Annotated in this window: 14 protein-coding genes; 13 read left to right on the top strand and 1 reads right to left on the bottom strand. The window is 71.9% G+C overall.

Going from position 1 to position 19,441, the window contains the following annotated elements; genetic code table 11:
* Window positions 1-2: 2 nt before the first annotated feature.
* The 6 genes from KBX50_RS11715 to KBX50_RS11690 are packed head-to-tail and all read left to right on the top strand — an operon-like array spanning window position 3 to window position 11,021.
* Window positions 3-1,976 (top strand): CRTAC1 family protein, encoded by a 1,974-nt coding sequence (locus KBX50_RS11715; protein ID WP_210937059.1) that lies wholly within the window; start codon window positions 3-5, stop codon window positions 1,974-1,976.
* Entirely contained in the window at window positions 1,973-2,935 is a 963-nt protein-coding gene (locus tag KBX50_RS11710) for an enediyne biosynthesis protein (protein ID WP_210937058.1), read from the top strand. The genes KBX50_RS11715 and KBX50_RS11710 overlap by 4 nt, the downstream gene beginning before the upstream one ends.
* On the top strand, window positions 2,827-8,679 hold the full coding sequence (locus tag KBX50_RS11705; protein ID WP_374224607.1) for an SDR family NAD(P)-dependent oxidoreductase: 5,853 nt from the start codon (window positions 2,827-2,829) through the stop codon (window positions 8,677-8,679). The genes KBX50_RS11710 and KBX50_RS11705 overlap by 109 nt, the downstream gene beginning before the upstream one ends.
* Window positions 8,676-9,122, top strand: coding sequence for a thioesterase family protein (locus tag KBX50_RS11700; protein ID WP_210937056.1), 447 nt, complete (start codon window positions 8,676-8,678; stop codon window positions 9,120-9,122). Before KBX50_RS11705 ends, KBX50_RS11700 begins: the two co-directional genes overlap by 4 nt.
* 3 nt (window positions 9,123-9,125) lie before the next feature.
* Complete coding sequence (locus tag KBX50_RS11695; protein WP_210937055.1) at window positions 9,126-10,262, top strand: PLP-dependent aspartate aminotransferase family protein; 1,137 nt, start codon at window positions 9,126-9,128, stop codon at window positions 10,260-10,262.
* Between the two features lie 39 nt (window positions 10,263-10,301).
* Complete coding sequence (locus KBX50_RS11690; protein WP_247673544.1) at window positions 10,302-11,021, top strand: PQQ-like beta-propeller repeat protein; 720 nt, start codon at window positions 10,302-10,304, stop codon at window positions 11,019-11,021.
* Here KBX50_RS11690 and KBX50_RS11685 read toward each other — a convergent pair.
* Window positions 10,979-11,707 (bottom strand): DUF899 family protein, encoded by a 729-nt coding sequence (locus KBX50_RS11685; protein ID WP_210937054.1) that lies wholly within the window; start codon window positions 11,705-11,707, stop codon window positions 10,979-10,981. The two genes, KBX50_RS11690 and KBX50_RS11685, sit on opposite strands and share 43 nt — an antisense overlap.
* A gap of 209 nt (window positions 11,708-11,916) precedes the next feature.
* Between KBX50_RS11685 and KBX50_RS11680 the strand changes: the two genes are divergently transcribed.
* The 7 genes from KBX50_RS11680 to KBX50_RS33575 all read left to right on the top strand — a co-directional run.
* Window positions 11,917-12,807 (top strand): class I SAM-dependent methyltransferase, encoded by an 891-nt coding sequence (locus KBX50_RS11680; RefSeq protein WP_210937053.1) that lies wholly within the window; start codon window positions 11,917-11,919, stop codon window positions 12,805-12,807.
* The gene (locus KBX50_RS11675; protein WP_210937052.1) at window positions 12,804-13,622 is read left to right on the top strand and encodes a crotonobetainyl-CoA--carnitine CoA-transferase; all 819 of its coding nucleotides are present in this window, start codon (window positions 12,804-12,806) and stop codon (window positions 13,620-13,622) included. Before KBX50_RS11680 ends, KBX50_RS11675 begins: the two co-directional genes overlap by 4 nt.
* Window positions 13,619-14,887, top strand: coding sequence for a cysteine desulfurase (locus KBX50_RS11670; RefSeq protein ID WP_210937051.1), 1,269 nt, complete (start codon window positions 13,619-13,621; stop codon window positions 14,885-14,887). The genes KBX50_RS11675 and KBX50_RS11670 overlap by 4 nt, the downstream gene beginning before the upstream one ends.
* Window positions 14,851-16,398 carry a TldD/PmbA family protein gene (locus tag KBX50_RS11665; protein WP_210937050.1) on the top strand — a complete coding sequence of 516 codons (1,548 nt, stop codon included), beginning with the start codon at window positions 14,851-14,853 and terminating at the stop codon, window positions 16,396-16,398. Before KBX50_RS11670 ends, KBX50_RS11665 begins: the two co-directional genes overlap by 37 nt.
* 23 nt (window positions 16,399-16,421) lie before the next feature.
* Entirely contained in the window at window positions 16,422-17,774 is a 1,353-nt protein-coding gene (locus tag KBX50_RS11660) for a metallopeptidase TldD-related protein (protein WP_210937203.1), read from the top strand.
* Window positions 17,775-18,028: 254 nt separating this feature from the next.
* On the top strand, window positions 18,029-19,231 hold the full coding sequence (locus KBX50_RS11655; RefSeq protein ID WP_210937049.1) for a DUF6004 family protein: 1,203 nt from the start codon (window positions 18,029-18,031) through the stop codon (window positions 19,229-19,231).
* A gap of 83 nt (window positions 19,232-19,314) precedes the next feature.
* The coding region (locus KBX50_RS33575) for a Clp protease N-terminal domain-containing protein (protein ID WP_146605600.1) at window positions 19,315-19,441 on the top strand (127 nt) is incomplete at its 3' end.

The following is a 19,441-nucleotide window of genomic DNA, read 5'->3' as shown; positions in this document are numbered from 1 at the left end:
CCGTGTTGGCAATCAGAAGGATCCTCCGGCGGCAACTGGCCGGGGCGGTGGCGCTGGTGCTGCTCGTCGGCACCTTTGTGGCCGTCCGGCTGCCGGAGGCGAGCGCCGACGAGCGGCGGGTGATGGCGCGGTCCTACCGGTTCACACCCCTGTCGCTGACCATGCCCGGTGGGCTGCCGCAGCAGTCGATCCGTCAGGTGAACGGCGCGTACCGGCACATCGCGGCGTGGATCTCCTCGGTCGGGGCGGGCATCGCGGTGAACGACCTGGACGGCGATGGGCTGGCCAATGACCTCTGCGTCACCGACCCGCGCATCGACCGGGTCGTGGTGTCGCCGGCACCGACCCCGGGCGCGGACCGCTACCAGCCGTTCGTGCTGGACCTGGCGCCGCTGCCCACCAACCCGCACATCGCCCCGATGGGCTGCCTGCCCGGCGACCTCAACGGAGACGGCCGTACCGACCTGCTGGTCTACTACTGGGGTCGCACGCCGGTGGCGTTCCTGGCGCGGGCCGACGCGACCGCCCTGTCCCGCGACGCCTATGTGGCGGTCGAGTTGCTGCCCGACCGGGTGCCGGCCGGTGGCACCTACACAGGTCCACAGTGGAACACCAATGCCGCGACGCTGGCCGACTTCGACGGTGACGGCAACCTCGACGTCTACATCGGCAACTACTTCCCCGACAGCCCGGTACTCGATCCCGGCCAGCACGGCGGGGTGGCGATGAACCGGTCGATGTCCAACGCGCTCAACGGCGGCGACGACCACGTGCTGAGGTTCACCGGCGGCAGCGCCGGCCCGGAGCCCGACGTCTCGTACGCCGAGGTGCCGGACGTCTTCGCCACCGACGTGTCGCGGGGCTGGACGCTGGCGGTCGCCGCCAACGACGTCGACGGCGACCTGCTGCCCGAGCTGTACATCGCCAACGACTTCGGCCCCGACCGGTTGCTGCACAACCGGTCGGAGCCGGGCCGGATCGCCTTCGCCCTGGTGGAGAGCAGCGGGCTTCCCGGGTTGACGCCCAAGTCGAAGCGGGTCGGCCACGACTCGTTCAAGGGCATGGGGGTCGACTTCGGCGACTTCGACGGCGACGGCATGTTCGACCTGTACGTCGGCAACATCACCACGTCGTTCGGTATCCAGGAGAGCAACTTCGCCTTCGTCAACACCGCCGCCGACACCGACGAACTTCGCGCCACGCTGCGCGAGGGCAAGGCGCCGTGGCAGGACCGCAGCGCCGAACTGGGCCTGGCCTGGAGCGGCTGGAGCTGGGACGTGAAGCTCGCCGACTTCACCAACCGGGGCCGGCCGGACATCGTGCAGACGGCGGGCTTCGTCAAGGGCGAGGTCAACCGCTGGGCGCAGTTGCAGGAGTTGGCCACGGCCAACGACGAGCTGCTGGCCGATCCGCGCTGGTGGCCACGGGTGGAGCAGGGCGACGACATCGCCGGCGGCCAGCACCTGGTCTTCCACGTGGCTGGCGACGACGGCCGGTACGAGGACCTGAGTGTCGAACTCGGGCTGGCCGAGCGGGTGCCCACTCGGGGTGTCGCTGTCGGTGACATGGATGGCGACGGCCGGCTCGATTTCGCCGTGGCCCGGCAGTGGGACGCCCCCGTCGTGTACCACAACGACAGCCCGACGACCGGGGCCAACCTGACGCTGCGGCTGCTGCACGACCAGCCGCAGGCCGCCGGTCCGCTCGCTGGCGCCGGATCGCCGGTGATCGGCGCGCAGGTCCGGGTGACCACCCCGGACGGGCGGGTGCTGATCGACCGCGTCGACGGCGGTAGCGGCCACTCCGGCCGGCGCAGCAACGAAGTTTCGGTCGGCCTCGGTGAGGTGGCTGGTCCGGTCACCGTGCAGCTGAGTTGGCGCGACCGTGAGGGCACCCCCCGGGAGCAGGAACTGCGGCTCACCCCCGGGCGGCACACCCTCGCCCTCGGTACCCAGGCACGGGAGGCTTCGCGATGAGTCAGCAGCGTACCCAACACAAGGACCCGCGGATCGTCACCGCGCTGCGCAGGTTCGCCATCTCCATCACGGCCCTGAACATCTTCGGGTACACCGTGCTCGGGTTCGAGCAGGCCTGGGCGTGGCCACTGCTCGCGCTGGCGGTGGGGTACACCGTCGAGATCCTGTTGGAGACGATCGGCGCCTGGGCCGAGGAACGCCGCGCGCGTTACCTCGGCGGCGGCGTACGCGGATTCGTCGAGTTCCTCTATCCGGCGCACATCACCAGCCTCGCCGTGAACATGCTGCTGTACGTCAACGACCAGGTGCCGGTCATGCTCTTCGCGGTGATGGTCGCGATCAGCGGCAAGTGGCTGTTCCGGGCGCCGGTCAACGGCCGGCTCCGGCACTACATGAACCCGTCGAACTTCGGCATCGCGATCGCGCTGCTGCTGTTTCCGTGGATCTCCATCGCACCGCCGTACCAGTTCACCGAGCACCTCACCGGCATCGGCGACTGGATCGTCCCGGCGGTGATCGTGATCTTCGGGACGCTGCTCAACGCCAAGCTCACCGGCCGAATGTGGCTGATCGCCGGCTGGCTGGGGGTGTTTGTCCTCCAGTCGGTGTTCCGCGGCCTGGTGCTCGACACCTCCATCGTCGGCGCGCTGGCCACCATGACCGGCGTGGCGTTCGTGCTGTTCACCAACTACATGATCACCGATCCGGGCACGACACCGTCGAAGCCGTGGTCGCAGTTCGCCTTCGGTGGCGGTGTCGCTCTGGTCTACGGCGTGCTCACCGGCGCATCCGTCGTGTACGGGCTGTTCTTCGCCACCGCGATCGTCTGCCTGATCCGTGGCGGCTTCCTGTGGTCGCTGCACGCGGTCCGCCTCGCCGCGCAGCCGGGGCCCACCGATGCCGGCGCTCTGGACGGCAAGGTGTCGGCCAGCGTGACCCGCGAGATGGTGCGGGCATGAGTCGGATAGCCGTGGTCGGCCTGGCCTGCCGGTTTCCCGACGCCGCCGGACCTGGTCAACTCTGGGAGAACGTCCTCGCCGGGCGGCGGGCGTTCCGCCGGCTGCCCGACGAGCGGATGCGCGCCGAGGACTACTGGTCGGCGGACCCGACCGCGGCTGACCGCTACTACGCGGCCAACGCCGCGGTGATCGAGGGGTACGAGTTCGACCGGGTCGGCTTCAAGGTCAGCGGCAGCACCTACCGCTCCACCGACCTGACCCACTGGCTGGCGCTGGACATGGCCGCGCAGGCGCTGGCAGATGCCGGATTCGCCGAGGGCGACGGTCTGCCCCGCGAGCGTACGGCCGTCGTCGTCGGTAACACGCTGACCGGCGAATTCACCCGAGCGGGGACGATGCGGCTGCGCTGGCCGTACGTGCGGCGGGTGGTAGGTGCCGCGCTGGGCGCGCAGGGCTGGGACGACGAGCGGGTGGCGGACTTCCTCGCCGGCCTGGAGTCCTCCTACAAGTCGCCGTTCCCGGAGGTGACCGAGGACAGCCTCGCCGGTGGCCTGTCCAACACCATCGCCGGTCGCATCTGCAACTACTTCGACCTGCACGGCGGCGGCTACACGGTGGACGGCGCCTGCGCCTCCTCGCTGCTGTCCGTGCTGACCGCCTGTCGCAACCTGTCCGACCAGGACGTCGACGTGGCGATCGCCGGTGGAGTGGACCTGTCGATCGATCCGTTCGAGATGGTCGGCTTCGCCCGCACCGGCGCCCTGGCTCGGGAGGAGATGTACGTCTACGACCGTCGGTCCAACGGATTCTGGCCCGGTGAGGGCTGCGGCATGGTCGTGCTGATGCGGGAGCGGGACGCGCTCGCGCAGGGCCGCCGGATCTACGCCACGGTCGCCGGCTGGGGTGTCTCCTCCGACGGGCGCGGCGGCATGACCCGACCCGAGGCCGACGGCTACCGGCTGGCGCTGCGCCGCGCGTACCAACGGGCCGGCTTCGGCGTGGAGAGCGTGCCGCTGTTCGAGGGGCACGGCACCGGGACAGCGGTGGGCGACGCCACCGAACTGAGAGCACTCGGCGCGGAACGGCGGTCGGCCGATCCGCAGGTCGCACCGGCGGCGATCGGCTCCATCAAGGGCATGATCGGGCACACCAAGGCGGCGGCCGGCGTGGCCGGGCTGATCAAGGCCGTGCTCGCGGTGCACCATCAGGTCATCCCGCCGACCGTGGGTTGCACTGATCCGCACGCCGAACTCGTCGGTGACCGGCCGGCGCTGCGAGTGGTCCGCCAGGCCGAGGCATGGCCGGACGAGGCCCCGCAGCGGGCCGGGATCACCGCGATGGGGTTCGGTGGCATCAACACCCACCTGGTGATCGACGGGCCGGTCCGTCCGCGTCGCCGGCAGCTGGACCGGCGTACCCGGCAACTGGCCCGGTCGGCGCAGGACGCCGAGCTGCTCCTGGTGGACGCCGACGGCCCGGACGCGCTGCGGGAACGGCTGGAGCAGCTACGGCCGACGGTGGCCGGGCTCGCCTTCGCCGACCTGGCCGACCTGGCGGCGACGCTGCACCGGCAGCAACGAGGGCGGGCCTACCGGGCCGCCGTCGTGGCCCGTACCCCCCGCGAGGCCGAGCAGGCGGTGGAGGCGGCGGCTGCCGCGCTGGCGCCCGGCGCCCCGGGCAGGCTGGTCGACCCGGGGCGGGGTGTCTTCGTCGGACGGGTCACCCGTCCGGTCCGCGTCGGCTTCCTCTTTCCCGGCCAGGGCTCCGGTCAGGGTTGGGGCGGCGGCGCTTTGCGCCGGAGATTCACCGAGGTGGACGAGGCCTGGCGGACCGCCGGCGACGTCCCTGGCGGTGACCGTCCCGAAAGCGTCGGGACCGCCGCCGCCCAACCCCGCATCGTCACCGGGTCGATCGGCGCGTTGCGGGTGCTCGACGCGCTCGACATCGATGCCACTGTCGCTGTCGGACACAGCCTCGGCGAGTTGACCGCTCTGCACTGGGCGGGCTGCCTGGACGAGGGTGAGCTGCGGGATCTGGTCGCGGCGCGGGGGCACCTCATGGCGAGCCTGGCCCGGCCCGGCGCGATGGCCGGCGTCATCGGCGACCCGGCGGAGACCGCCGCCCTGCTCGACGGCACGGGCGCGGTGGTGGCCGGCTACAACGGCCCCCGACAGACGGTGGTGGCCGGCACTGACGACGCCGTCGGCGAGGTGGCCCGGCGGGCGTCGCTGGCCGGCCTCGCCTGCACCCGACTGAATGTCTCGCACGCCTTCCACTCGCCGCTGATGGCGCCAGCGGCCGAGGCCTTCGGCGAACGGCTGCGCTCGTGCCGGTTCGGCCCACCGTTGCGGCGGGTGGCCTCGACGGTGACCGGGATCGTGCTGCCGCCGGACACCGATCTGGTCGAGCTGTTGCACCGGCAGATCCAGGCACCGGTGCGCTTCACCGTGGCGCTGGCCCGTGCCGCGGTCGAGGTCGACCTGTTCGTCGAGGTGGGGCCGGGACAGGTTCTCAGCCGGCTGGCCCGGGAGCAGATGCCGGACCTTCCCGCGCTGGCGCTGGACACCGACGCCGAGTCTCTCGTCGGCCTGCTCACCGCCGTCGGCGCGGTGTACGTGTTGGGCGGTCCGGCCAGCTATCCGGCGTTGTTCGAGGACCGGTTCACCCGGCCGTTGGACCTGGACCGGCCGAGCACCTTCTTCGCCAACCCCTGCGAGTCGGCTCCCCAGGTGGCGGTGCCAGCCACCGCCGCGTCGCCAGCGCCGACCGCCGAGGTCGCGCTCCCCGCCGGCGACGGGGCGTTGGAGCTGGTCCGCCAGTTGGTGGCGCAGCGGGCGGAGTTGCCGGTGGAGGTGCTCCACGAGGACAGTCGCCTCCTCGACGACCTGCACATGAGCTCGATCACCGTTGGGCAGATCGTCAACGAGGCGGCGCGTGCGATGGGGCTGTCGGCGGTGTCCGTGCCGACCAACTTCGCCACCGCCACCGTGCGGGAGATGGCCGAGGCGCTGCATGCCCGGGGGCGTGAGGACACCGCCGGACCGGCCGATGTCGTCGCCGGGGTCGCGCCCTGGGTACGAACCTTCGTCGTCGACCTTGTCGACGAGCCGGCACCGGCGGGCGAGCCGGCCGGCACCGGGGGACGGTGGGACGTCTACGCCAGTCCCGGCCATCCGCTCGCCGAACCGCTGCGGCGCGCGCTGGAGGAGGCCGGGCTCGGCTCCGGCGTCCTGGTCTGCCTGCCGGACGACCCCGACGAGGCGTACCTGGAGGCCGCGGTACGCGGTGCCCAGGCCGCGCTGCGGCAACCCGCCGGTGGCCGGCTGGTGCTGGTGCAACCGGCGGCACGGGGCGGGGCGCTGGCGAAGACCGCCCGGCTGGAGGGCGACCGGCTGCGGACGACGGTGGTGACGACTCCGCTCGGACCGGACACCCTGGACCGGGTGGTGACCGAGGTGGCCGGCACCGTCGACTTCACCGAGGTGACGTACGACGCGGCGGGCATCCGCCGGGTGCCGATGCTGCGGCCGACTCCGGTCGATCCCCGGCCGGGTGCGCTGCCCCTGGGACCGGCGGACGTGCTACTGGTGACCGGTGGCGGCAAGGGCATCACCGCCGAGGCGGCCGCGCTGCTGGCCCGGGAGAGCGGTGGCCGGCTGGCGGTGGTCGGTCGTTCCGATCCGGCCACCGACGAGGTGCTTTCCGCGAACCTGTCCCGGCTGCGTGACTCCGCCAGCGACCTGCGTTACCTGCGGGTGGACGTCACCGACTCCGCCGCCGTCGCCGCCGCCGTCGCCGACCTCACCGCCGACTGGGGCCCGGTGACCGCCGTGCTGCACGGCGCCGGGCTGAACACCCCCACCGCGCTCGGCGACCTCGACGAGGCCGCGGTCCGCCAGGTGTTCGCGCCGAAGGTGGGCGGCCTGCGCGCGGTGCTCGCCGCGATCGACCCTGCGCAGCTGCGGCTGCTCGTGACGTTCGGCAGCATCATCGGGCGGGCCGGGCTGCACGGCGAGGCGCACTACGCCGCCGCCAACGAGGCACTCGCGGAGCTGACTCGGGATGTCGCGACGACCTACCCGAAGTGCCGCGCGGTCTGTCTGGAGTGGTCGGTGTGGTCCGGCGTCGGCATGGGGGAACGGCTGTCGGTGGTCGAGGCGCTCAGCGGCCGTGGCGTCACCCCGATCGGCCCGGAGGACGGACTGCGGGTGCTGCGCGAGGTGCTCTCCGACGACACGTTGCCGCCGGTGGTGGTGGTCACCGGGCGTACCGGTGGGCTGGAGACCCTGCGGTACCACCGACCGGAGCTGCCACTGTTGAGGTTCACCGAACGACCCCTCATCCGCTACGACGGCGTGGAACTCGTCTGCGAGGTGGATCTCGCGCCCACCACCGACCCGTACCTGGCCGATCACCAGCTCGACGGTGACCTGCTCTTTCCCGCGGTGCTCGGCCTGGAGGCCATGGCTCAGGTCGCCACCGCGCTGGCCCGCCACCCGGGGGTGCCGGTCATCGAGGACGTCCGGTTCGACCGGCCGGTGATGGTCGACCCGCAGAGCGGTGTCACGATCCGGGTGGCCGCACTGGTGCGGTCGGGACAGGTGATCGACGTCGTGATCCGCAGCGCCGAGACCGGGTTCGCGGCGGACCACTTCCGGGCCCGCCTGCGGTTCGCGCCGGACGGGTCGCACCCGCAGGACACCGCCGCACCGGAGCAGCTGGAGTTGCCGGCGCTCCCCCTGGAACCGGCTCGGGACCTCTACGGTGACCTGCTGTTCCAGGCCGGTCGGTTCCAGCGGCTGAACAGCTACCGGCAGGTGGCGGCGCGGCTCGTGGAGGCGGAGGTGACCACCAGCGACGCGGGCGAATGGTTCAGCCGCTTCCTGCCGGGCCGTCTCGTGCTGGGCGACCCCGGTGCCCGGGACGCGTTCATGCATGGCATCCAGGTGTGCGTGCCGGACGCGACGCTGTTGCCGGAGGGCATCGACCGGATCTGGTCCGCCGGTCCGAAGCTCTCCGCGGCCGAGACGGTGACCATCACCGCCTGGGAACGGGAACAGCACGGCACCGGCTACGTGTACGACGCGGTGGTCCGTGACGCGACCGGCACGGTGATCGAGAGCTGGACAGGGCTTCGACTGCGCGCGGTGCGCCCACACGCACCGGCCTCGGGTTGGCCGGCGGTGCTGCTCGGGCCGCTGTTGCAGCGGCGTCTGGCGGAGGTGTTCACCGGGGACATCGCGGTGGCTGCCGCGCCGGGCGGTGGGCCGCGCGATGCCGGGACACTGCTGTCCCGGGCGGCTGGCCGGGCGGTGGTGGTACGCCATCGACCGGACGGGCGACCCGAGGCCGACGGCCTGGGTGAGGTGTCGGTGGCGTACTCCGCGCCACTGCGCCTCGCGGTGGTCGGTGGCGCTCCGCTGGCCTGCGACGTGGAGCCGGTGACGGTCCGTTCGGCGGACGCGCGGCGCGACCTGATCGGTCGGCACGGGCCGCTGGCGGCGCTGCTCGTCGCCGAGGTCGGTGACCCGCCGGACCTCGCGGCGACCCGGGTGTGGTGCGCGACCGAGTGCCTGCAGAAGGCGGGGCGCACCGGCGGTCCGTTGACCCTGGTGTCCGGCGCCGCCCCGGACGGGTGGGTGGTGCTGGACTCCGGTGGCGTGCGGATCGCCACCCGGGTGTGCTCGGTGGCGGGTGCCGCGGAGCAGGTCGTGGTGGCGATCCTCAACGGGACGGAGGGGTGACAGTGTCGCGCTACTACGAGTACCACCACACCATCGGTTTCGAGGAGACCAACCTCGTCGGCAACGTCTACTACGTCAACTATCTGCGGTGGCAGGGTCGGTGCCGGGAGATGTTCCTGCACGAACACGCGCCCGAGGTGCTCGACGAGCTGCGGGGCGACCTGAAGTTGTTCACCCTGAAGGTCGACTGCGAGTTCTTCGCCGAGCTGGCCCCGTTCGACCGGCTGGCGGTACGCATGCGGCTGGCCGAGTTGACCCAGACGCAGATGGAGCTGGCCTTCGACTACCTGCGGATCGCCGACGACGACCTGCTGGTGGCCCGGGGACGGCAGCGGATCGCCTGCATGCGTGGGCCGAACGGACGTACCGAGCCGGCCCGCGTACCGGCCGGCCTGGTCCGGGCGCTGTCACCGTTCCGTGGTGCCGGCGTCGGGGTGGGGTGACCGATGCGTTTCGACACGCGCCTGGTGCACGCGGGCCGGCGGGCAACGCCGGGCACCGGAGACGTGGTGCCGCCGATCCACGTCTCGACGACGTACGAGCGGCGGGCGCAGGACGACCTCCGCTACTTCTACGGGCGAGGTGAGAACCCGACCCGGGAGCAACTGGAGGAGTGTCTGGCCGATCTGGAGGGGGCGCGGTTCGCCACCGTCCTGTCCTCTGGGCAGGCCGCCGCGGCGACCGTGCTCGCTCAGCTGCGCCCGGGACAGTGCGTGGTGAGCACCGACGACGTGTACTCAGGCACCGACGCGTTGTTCGAGCTGGCAGCCCGGCAGGGCGTACGGGTGCGCTACGCCGACCTGACCACCCCGGCGGGAATCGCCAGCGCGCTGGACGTCCCCGGCGTCGCGCTGGTCTGGGTCGAGACGCCCACCAATCCGTTGCTGAGTGTGGTGGACATCGCCGAGGTCGCTGGCCGGGCGCACGAGCGCGGTGCCCGGTTGGTGGTGGACAACACCTTCGCCAGTCCGGCGCTCCAGCGCCCGCTGGACCTCGGCGCGGACGTCTCCCTCTACAGCACGACCAAGTCGATCGCCGGGCACGCCGACGTGCTGGGCGGCGCTCTGGTCTACCGGGACGAGGAACTGCACGCGGCGTACCGCTCGTACCGAACGGCGGCCGGCAACGTGCCGGGCGCGCTGGACTGCTTTCTGATCCGGCGGGGCCTCCACACGCTGTCGCTGCGGGTGAGCCGGCAGGTGGCGAACGCGTGGGCGCTGGTCGAGCGGCTCCGGGCCAGCCCGCTCGTCGGGCGGGTCCACTACCCGGGGCTTGCCGAGCATCCGCAGCACGCGGTGGCCAAGGCCCAGATGACCGAGCCCGGCTCGATGGTGTCCTTCGAGTATCTGGGGGGCCCGGCAGCGCGGCTGCTGGACCGGTTCGCGTTGTTCTCCTGCGGCGTCAGCCTCGGAGGCGTGCACTCCCTCGTGGAGTGTCCGGCGCTGATGACGCACCGGCCGGTGCCCGCCGAGGTCCGCGCCCGCCGGGGCATCGGTGACGCACTCATCCGTCTCTCGGCCGGTATCGAGGACGGCCGCGACCTGGTCGAGGACGTGTCCCGGGCGCTTGCCGACGGCATCTGACCGGTGCGCCGCTTCCACCGAGACGAGAAGGGGTATCCGATGACCATTCCCGGTGTCGACACGACGTTGCCCATTGCCCGGGAGCTGCCCGCCCCCGGCAGTTACCTCTGTGGGCTCACCCATGACGGTGAGTTCTTCTGGCACTCCGATCAGGCGGCCGGAGAGATCTACGCGCTCGACCCGGCCACGGGCGCGGTGGTACGGACGCTGTCCTGTCGCCGGGTCCGGGCGGACCTGACGGTGGGTGGCGGGGCGCTGTGCCAGGTCGGTGGACGTCCGAAGCGCATCCTGCTGATCGACCCGACCAGCGGGGAGGTTCTCGACTCGCGGGAGGTTCGGCCACCGAGTGGCCGGCTCTGTGGTGTCGAGACCAGCGGTGTGATGATGTGGATGGGCCTGCGCGGCCCGTCGGTGGTGCAACTGCGCGATGTCGAGACGATGACCGTGCGCCGGGAGTTCGCGGTGCCCGGTACGCCCTCCGGCCTGACCGTGGCGGGCGACGTGGTGATCTACGCGGACTTCGAGGCCGCGCTGCTGCGGGCGGTGGACGGCCGGGACGGCAGGCTGCTCGGGGAGGCGCTCGTCGACGGTCGGCCGGTCGGCCTGACCTGGGACGGCGCGTTGGTCTGGTACGCCGACTTCGCGGGTCGCCGGCTGGCGGCGGTACGGCTGCCGGATCTGCTGGCCACCGAGGCGTTCCTGGGTGAGCGGGTCGGTCAGCGCGGGGCGGATCGGCCCGCGCCGGGCTCGGCGACGTAGTCGTTGCCCGCGTACCAGTCGCCGCGGCCGCTGGGCAACAGGTCCAGCACGTTCCAGACCGGGCTGAGCAGGTCGATGCCGCGCTCGCCTCCGTCCGGGAAGCTCGCCGGGGCGGAGTAGAGATGGCGTACCCGCTCGCCCTCGGCCCGCAGCACACTGACCATCGGGCGTTGGGTGCCGTCCGGGTACTCGGCCCGGACGTCGGCGTTGAACGAGGTGCCGTGGCTGGAGACGATCCGCAGGCCGGCCCAGCCACGATCGCGGGCCCACGCCCGCAGCTTGGGCAGCGGCGCCTTCGCCACCACCGCGACAGCGGTGTGCCGCAGCAGATGCGGCAGGACGCCGTGGAAGCCGTCGACCCACATCGAACACATCGGGCAGGCCTCGGTGGCGTCCGGGGCGAACATCAGGTGGTAGAGGAAGAGTGTCGGGTGCCCGTCGAACAGCTCACGCAGCCGCACCTCGCGGATCGGCTCGGCGCGGTCCAGGTCGGTGGGGCCCTCGGTCAACCGATAATCGTCGAGCAACGGGCCGGGCGGCAGGGCACGGCGGGCGGCGGCCACCCGTTCGACCTGGTCGCGCAGTTCCTGTTCGACATCCGCGAGTCCGCGCCGCGCCGCCGCGTACGCCTCGTCGGCACCGACCGGCCAGCTCGGTGGTGGGGCGGCTGAGTCGGCCTGGCTCATGTCGGCTCCTCTTCGGACGTACCGGCGCTTCGGCGCTTCGGGCGAAGGCTACCCGTGGGAGCGCGAGGGTGGACACCGCGCCGAGGGGCAGAACGCTTGAAGAAGACGTTGCCGTTGGTGGGGTCTTAGGCCCGCAAGAGCCGACGTTGCCCAGGATACTTGTGAATCATATAGTTGGCGGAGGTTGATTTCGCCGGCGAGGAGACAGCATGACGGTCGTACAGTTCGACCCGGCAGGCTTCAAGGCCGAGCAACGCGACACCTGGAACGCGGTCAGCGGCGGGTGGGAGTTCTGGCGGGACCGGTACGAACGCGCCGCCGCGCCGGTGACCGCCTGGCTGCTGCGCGCGGCCGGACTGCGCCCCGGCCACCGGGTGCTCGACGTCGGCTGCGGCACGGGCGAGCCGGCGATCAGCGCCGGACGCCTGGTCGCCCCGACCGGCCGGGTGCTCGGCATCGACCTCGCTCCGGAGATGGTACGCCGCGCCCGGATGGCCGCCGCAGGTCTCGACCATCCGATCGACTTCGTCGAGTCCGACGTGGAGTCACTGGACCTGCCGCCGCACTCGATGGACGCGGTGCTCAGCCGATGGGGCCTGATGTTCGCCGTCGACCGGCACCGCATGTTGTCCGGCCTGGGTCGCCTGCTGGTCCCCGGCGGCGTATTGGCCGCGGCGGTCTGGGACACCCCGGCGGCCAATCCGATGACCGCGCTGGCCTTCCGCGCGCTCGGTGCCGAGCTGCCCGGACCGCCGCCGCCGCGACCCGGCCCGTTCAGCATGGCGGACGCCACGCGTACCCGCGAGGAACTGGTGGCCGCCGGCTTCGTCGAGATCACCATCGAGTCCGTGCCGGTCTCGATGCGGTTCGCCTCGGTCGCCGAGTACCTCCAGTACGCCCGGGACGTGACACCGCCCGGGCTGCTGCGTGCGGTGCGGCAGCACCTTGGCGGTGCCGGCGAGCGCGCCGGATGGGATCGACTGGCCGAGGCGGCGGCTGGGTACGCCGGTGGCGAGGGCATCGTGTGCCTGCCCGGCTCGGCGCTGTGCCTGCGGGCGCGAGGCGCACCCGAGGGGGCGACGCCGGGGAGGACCGGATGACGACCAGAGCCGGTAGTCCGACCGACCGGGTCCGACCGTCGGCGCGGCACGACCGCCTGCTGACGGTCGCCCAGGCGTACGTGGACGCCGCAGCCGCACGGGACGAACTACCCCACCGGGACCTGTCCCGGCTGTCCCGCACCCGGGTCCGCGTCGATCCGGAGTTCTGCCGCGAGGTGGCCCGGCACTTCGACCGCGCGCCCCGGCGGGCCCTCGACGCCGACCTCGTCGCCCGGTACACCCGCTTCACCGAGGAGACCCGCCGCCACTTCGCGTTGCTCGAACCGGCCGGGCTGCGGGTCCTGCCGTGGCAGGGACCGGGGCAGCCGTACCATGGCGCGGCCGAGCTGATCGATTCCGTGGACCGCACGGGCGTGCTGTACGTCTACCTCACCAGCGAAGGACACGGTCCCCACGGACCGGCACCGGACCATCCGCTCTGTGCGCCGTCGGGCGTCACCGTCGACGGCGTCGAGCTGCTGCACAACGACATCTTCCGGGTCGTGCACGACGTGTTCGGGCACGTCCTGCACGGCGCGACGATGGGGGTGGCCGGTGAGTTCCGGGCCGCCTACGGCCACCTGGCGATGTACTCGCCACTGGTGCACCCGGTCGTCTTCACCGAGCAGGTCAGCCAGATCTGCTGGTTCTTCCACGGCCCGCACCTGGCGGACCGGACCGGGCGGTGGCCCCGCCGCGGCGCGCCCGGCTGGATTCCGCCGGCGGAGCGGCCCTACCCGGAGCAGAAACTGTTCCCCTGCCCACCGGGTTTCCTCGACCGCTTCATCGCGAGCTTCACGGAGGAGTCAGGATGACCGACACGGCTGCCCATCCCCTGGAATCGGTACGGGCCGAGTTCCCGTTCCTCGACTACGCCGCGCAGCGCCCGCAGCTGGCGTACCTGGACAACGCGGCCACCACGCAGAAGCCCCGATGTGTGCTCGACTCGCTGGTCGACCAGTACGTCACCGCCAACAGCAACGTCGGCCGCGGCTTCTACGAGTTGAGCCGCCGGGCCACCGGCCACTACGAGCAGGCCCGGGCGACGGTGCGCCGCATCCTCAACGCCGCCCATGACGAGGAGATCGTCTTCACCCGGGGCACCACGGACGCGACGAACCTGCTCGCCGAGACCTTCGCCGCGCGGATCGTCGGCCCGGGAGACGACGTCGTGGTCAGCGGCATGGAACACAACTCGAACCTGCTGCCCTGGCGGCGGCTGTGCGAGCGGCAGGGCGCCACCCTGCGGGTGGTGCCGACAGCCGCCGGCCGGCCCGTCCAGCCGGACGCCCTGGCGGCCGAGCTGAGTCCCCGGACCCGCCTCGTCGCGGTCACCCACGTCTCCAACGTGCTCGGCACCGTCAACCCGGTGCGGGATCTCGTCCGCGTCGCCCACGAGCGCGGCGTGCCGGTCGTCGTCGACGGCGCGCAGGCGGTGCCACACCTGCCCGTCGACGTACGGGATATCGGGGCCGACTTCTACTGCTTCTCCGGTCACAAGGTGTACGGCCCGATGGGCTCGGGCGTGCTCTACGGCCGCCGCGACCTGCTCGTTGACCTGCCGCCGTACCAGGTCGGTGGCGGGACGGTGAAGGGCGTCTCCCACGATGCCCCGGTGTCGTACGTGCCGGTACCGGCCCGACTGGAGGCAGGTACCCCGGACATCCCCGCGGCGGTGGCGCTGGCCACGGCGTTGACCTGGCTGGAGGGCCTCGGCCGGGAGGCGGTACGGGCGCACGACGCGCACCTGGTCCGGTACGCCGTGCAGGAGCTGGGCGCGATCGACCGGGTGCGGGTCATCGGCGACCCGGCGACCGACCCCGCGGGCATCGTCTCGATCGCCGTGGACGGCCTGCATCCCTACGATGTCGGCGGTCACCTGGACCAGCACGGCATCGCCGTCCGCTCCGGCGTGCACTGTGCCAGCACCTTCCTCGACGACCTGGGGTTGATCGGAACCGTACGGATCTCCTTCGCGGTCTACAGCACCGTCGCCGAGATCGACCGGGTGGTGGCCGCGTTGCGCACCGTGCGGGCAGGGGAGTGGACGACGCACCACCCTGGCGTCCGGTTCCGGTGACCACTCCTGCCCCGGCCGTCGAGCCGGGATTCGACACGCTGCCGTTCGACGACCTGGCCGACGCGGCGCTGCGGCAGGCTCGCCGGGCCGGCGCGACGTACGCCGACGTCCGGCTGCGGCGGGTCCGCGCCCTGCGCGAACGGGTCCGCGACGGCCGTCCCGAGAGTAGCCAGGAGAGCGTGGAAACCGGCGTCGGGGTACGGGTGCTGGTGGACGGCACCTGGGGTTTCGCCGCCGGGGTCGAGCTGTCCCCGCGCGGGGTCGGCGCGCTGGCGGCCCGCGCCTGCGCGCTGGCCCGTACGGTGCGACCGTTGCGCGGCGAGCCGGTGCGTCTCACCGCCGAGCCGGTGCCCGCACCGGTGGACTGGCAGTCGCCGTACGAGGTGGATCCGTTCGAGGTCCCGACCGCCGAACGCACCGCGTTGCTGGCCGGTTGGTGTGAACTGCTCCGCGACGGCGGCGCGCACCTGGCCGAGGCGTACCTACAGGTCTTCCGTGAGTCGACGGTGTACCACGACAGCGAGGGCCGGCGGATCCGGCAACGACGTACCTGGCTGCATCCGATGGTGTTCGGCTTCCGGATCGACGCCGGTGACGGCACGTTCGAGGCGATGCGGACGCTCGGGCCGCCGGCCGCCCGGGGGTGGGAGTACCTGACCGGCACCGGCTGGGACTGGGCCGGCGAACTGGCCCGGATGCCCGAACTGCTGGCCGAGAAGGCCGCCGCCCCGAGGATCGAGCCGGGCCGGTACGACCTGGTGATCGACCCGACCAACCTGTGGCTGACGATCCACGAGACGGTCGGTCACGCCACCGAACTGGATCGGATGCGTGGTCGGGAGGCGGCGTTCGCGGGCAGCTCCTTCGTCCGGCCACAGGACGTCGGTGTCCTGCGCTACGGCTCACCGCAGATGACGGTGGTGGCCGACCGGACAACCCCGCACGCGCTGGCGACCGTCGGCTACGACGACGACGGGGTGGCCGCCGGATCCTGGCCGCTGGTCACCGAGGGCCTGCTGGTGGGGGTGCAGCACGATCGGCAGACCGCGGGTGCCGCCGGGCTGGACCGCTCGACCGGCTGCGCGTACGCCGAGTCCTACCGGCACCTGCCGGTGCCCCGGATGCCTAACGTCTCGCTGTGCCCGGCGCCGGACGGCCCGGACACCGACGAGCTGATCGGTCGGGTCCGCGACGGCCTCTACGTCGTCGGTGACAACAGCTTCTCCATCGACATGGCCCGGGTGAACTTCCAGTTCACCGCCCAGCGGTTCCACCGGATCCGCGACGGGCGACTGGTCGGCCAGGTACGCGACATCGCGTACACGGGCACGACGTTGGACTTCTGGCGCTCGCTGGAGGCGGTCGGTGGCCCGCAGACCTGGCTGCTGTCCGGTGCCGGCCAGTGCGGCAAGGCGCAGCCGCTCCAGATCGCCGCGGCGGGGCACGGCTGCCCGTCGGCGCTGTTCCGGGCGGTGCCCGTCACGGACACGCGGACGGAGGCGACGGGATGAGCACACCGGGGCCGCAGGAGGCCATCGAGCTGGCCCTCGCCGCCGCCCGGGGCGACGCCACCGTGGTGATCGTGGAGTCCGGCGTCGACCGTCACCTGCGTTGGGCCGACAGCACGCTGGTGGCGGCCGGCGACGCGGACGAGTATCGGCTGTCGGTGGTGTCGACCGTCGGCGGACGGGTGGGCGCGGTGTCCGTGTCCGGCCGGGTGGGCCGGGCCGAGATCGTCGATGCGGTCGACGGCGCGGAGACCGTGGCCCGACAGGCGCCGCCGGCACCGGACGCCCGGCCGTTGCCGGAGCCGGGTGCGGCGTCGCCGTACTGGGACGACCCGGTCCGGCCGCCCCCGTCCGGGTTGCTCGCCGGCCTGGTCGAGCAGCTCTCGACCGGGTTCGCACGGGCCGGTCGGCACGGCCAGGTGCTGCACGGGTACGCCGAACACGGATCCCGGACGACGTTTCTCGGCACCTCCGCCGGCGCCCGGCTGCGGCACGACGGATCCGCCGGCCACCTGGAGTTGACCGCGCGTGACGGGCGCGGTGCTCCGGTGTGGACCAGCGCCGTCACCGACGACTTCGCTGACGTGTCGGTGGCCGGGCTTCAGGACGATCTCGACCGGCGGCTGCGGTGGGAGCGGCGGCGGGTCGACCTGCCACCCGGGCGGTACGAGTGCCTCGTGCCGCCGAGCGCGGTCGCCGACCTGATGAACTACGCGTACACCACGGCAGGTGCCGCGGCGGCGGCGCAGGGCCGGACGGCCTACAGCCGGGCCGGCGGCCGTACCCGGATCGGAGAGCCGATCGCCGGGATTCCGCTGACCCTGCGCAGCGATCCGACGGCCGAGGGGTTGCGGTGTGCGCCGTTCCTGGTGGCGGCCGCGTCGAGCGGGGCCCGGTCGGTCTTCGACAATGGCCTGCCGCTGGGCCCGACCCGCTGGTGGGAGCAGGGACGCCTGCGCTCGCTGGTGCACACCCGGCACAGCGCCGAGGAACTGGGCATGCCGCTGACTCCGCTGGTGGAGAACCTGATCCTCGAAGGGCCGCCGGGTGGCGGTGCCGAGGCGGACCTGGTCGCCCGTACCCGCCGTGGCCTGCTGCTGACCAGCCTGTGGTACATCCGCGAGGTGGACCTGGCGACGATGGCCCTGACCGGGGTCACCCGGGACGGCGTCTATCTGGTCGAGGACGGCGAGGTCGTCGGTGCGGTGCACAACTTCCGCTTCAACGACAGCCCGCTGGCGATGGTCATGCGGGCCACCGAGGTCGGGCGGACCGTGCCGACCCGGGCGCGGGACTGGGGCGATGCGGTGGCACACGTGGCCATGCCGATGCTGCGGGTGCCGGACTTCCCGCTGACCGCCGCGACCGGCGCGGTCTGACCAGTTCGTCGGGTCGGACTGTGCGATAGGGAAACCGATAGCGCCTCTGTGGACTTCGTGTGTGGGTCCCGTCTGCCCCTCCTACCTGTGCGCAGGCTTCAACCATGCGCGAAATGGGACATTATTTCGCTAAGGATCAATCGAGGCCGATTGACGAGCACTTTAAAAATCGATAGCGTCCCGAGTAGTGGTCCTCCGGTGGAGAGGCGTCACAGAGGCGTCACCGCATCCGGGGCATACAGGGAGGTGGAGCCGTGACTGACACGGCGAGAGAGACCTACGAGTCACTCAACATCGAGCCGAAGCCGCTGCGGCCGCACATCCTGGCGGCGGCGACGGTCGTCTTCGGCGACGACTACTACGGTGGTCGCCGGGAGACGATCAACCTGTCCGGCTTCGTGCAGATGAACAAGTGGCCGATGCAGGGGTTCAAGCACACCGTCGACGAGGACGGCACGGCGAGCTTCGACCTGGAGCTCATCAGCGCCCCCGAGGTCGGCATCAAGGGGTTCAGCTACACGCTCAACGACCGGATCCAGATCCTGTCGAACCCCTACCTGCCGAACACCGGTCACATCAAGCAGATCGTGCCCGGCAAGAACTTCCCCGCGGAGTTCTACATCCGTCGGTTCGGCATCCTGGAGACCAGCACCATGCGGCTGGCCCACCGGGGTGTCATCGACGTCAAGGGGATCGTTGACGGCCTGCCGCCGTACAAGACCCCGCTGACCTCGCCGTTCCTCGGTCGTCCCTACGGTGACCAGGGCGAGGTCATGCCGGCGCACAACGTGGTCCGGGGCACCAACCTGCCGGCCGCGTGGTACCCGTCGAACGACGAGAACGAGGCCGTCGGCAACACGCCGAGCGCCTTCTTCGCGTCGAGCATCGGCCCGTGCGTCTCGATGCTGGTCGACCCGTCGATCATCATCCAGGCGTCGACCGAGGCCAAGATCAAGGTCGAGGTCAACGGCCGTACCGAGGAGATCGAACTCTCCGGCGACTACCCCTTGGCCGCCGGCGCCGAGATCCTCCTCTTCGGCCCGGAGAAGCACGACCAGGGTTCCGGCGTGTTGGCCCAGCTTGCGCGGGTGGCGCTGGTGGGCAACTGCCCGGCTCTGGGTGGCAAGGTCATGCTGCGGGCCAGCTTCTTCACCGTCTCGGGCGGCCAGCTCGGTGAGGGTACGGAGGACAGCCTGAGCACCCTGCGCTACCCGGGTGAGCTGCACTTCGACGCTCACTTCGAGCTGGTCACTCCGTCGGCGACGCTGTACGCGGCGGCGCCGGTGCACCTGGCTGGGCGGCTGAAGGACCTCGAGCCGACCGGCACGGTGCTGACGGCCGACCACGCGGACGCCGCGCTGCGCACTTCCGGCGGCGACGTCCGGGCGCGCCTGACCGGCGTGCAGATGAAGCTGGCCGACGCACTGGTGGGCTCCGAGGCCTACGTCAGCGCGTGACGGCTGGTTTAGTCCGGTAGCAGACGTCGTCCCGGGTGCCCTTTCGTCACCCGGGGCGACGTCACTCTTCAAGGGTGGCGGTTATGTTCGAGCGGTTCACCGACCGAGCGCGACGGGTTGTCGTCCTGGCCCAGGAAGAGGCCCGGATGCTCAACCACAATTACATCGGTACGGAGCACATCCTGTTGGGCCTGATCCATGAGGGTGAGG

It is taken from the genome of Micromonospora sp. C51 (assembly GCF_018070435.1).
GTDB classification, from domain to species: Bacteria; Actinomycetota; Actinomycetes; order Mycobacteriales; family Micromonosporaceae; genus Micromonospora; species Micromonospora sediminimaris.
The sequence above is the reverse complement of the archived record's forward strand: the minus strand, read 5'-3'. Positions and strand labels throughout refer to the sequence as shown.

Bases quoted from the DNA above. Each gene is read 5' to 3' on its own strand.
- KBX50_RS11675 (WP_210937052.1), top strand. From the start codon at position 12,804: ATGACGACCAGAGCCGGTAGTCCGACCGACCGGGTCCGACCGTCGGCG.
- KBX50_RS11680 (WP_210937053.1), top strand. From the start codon at position 11,917: ATGACGGTCGTACAGTTCGACCCGGCAGGCTTCAAGGCCGAGCAACGC.
- KBX50_RS11670 (WP_210937051.1), top strand. From the start codon at position 13,619: ATGACCGACACGGCTGCCCATCCCCTGGAATCGGTACGGGCCGAGTTC.
- KBX50_RS11695 (WP_210937055.1), top strand. From the start codon at position 9,126: ATGCGTTTCGACACGCGCCTGGTGCACGCGGGCCGGCGGGCAACGCCG.
- KBX50_RS11710 (WP_210937058.1), top strand. From the start codon at position 1,973: ATGAGTCAGCAGCGTACCCAACACAAGGACCCGCGGATCGTCACCGCG.
- KBX50_RS11690 (WP_247673544.1), top strand. From the start codon at position 10,302: ATGACCATTCCCGGTGTCGACACGACGTTGCCCATTGCCCGGGAGCTG.
- KBX50_RS11685 (WP_210937054.1), bottom strand. From the start codon at position 11,707: ATGAGCCAGGCCGACTCAGCCGCCCCACCACCGAGCTGGCCGGTCGGT.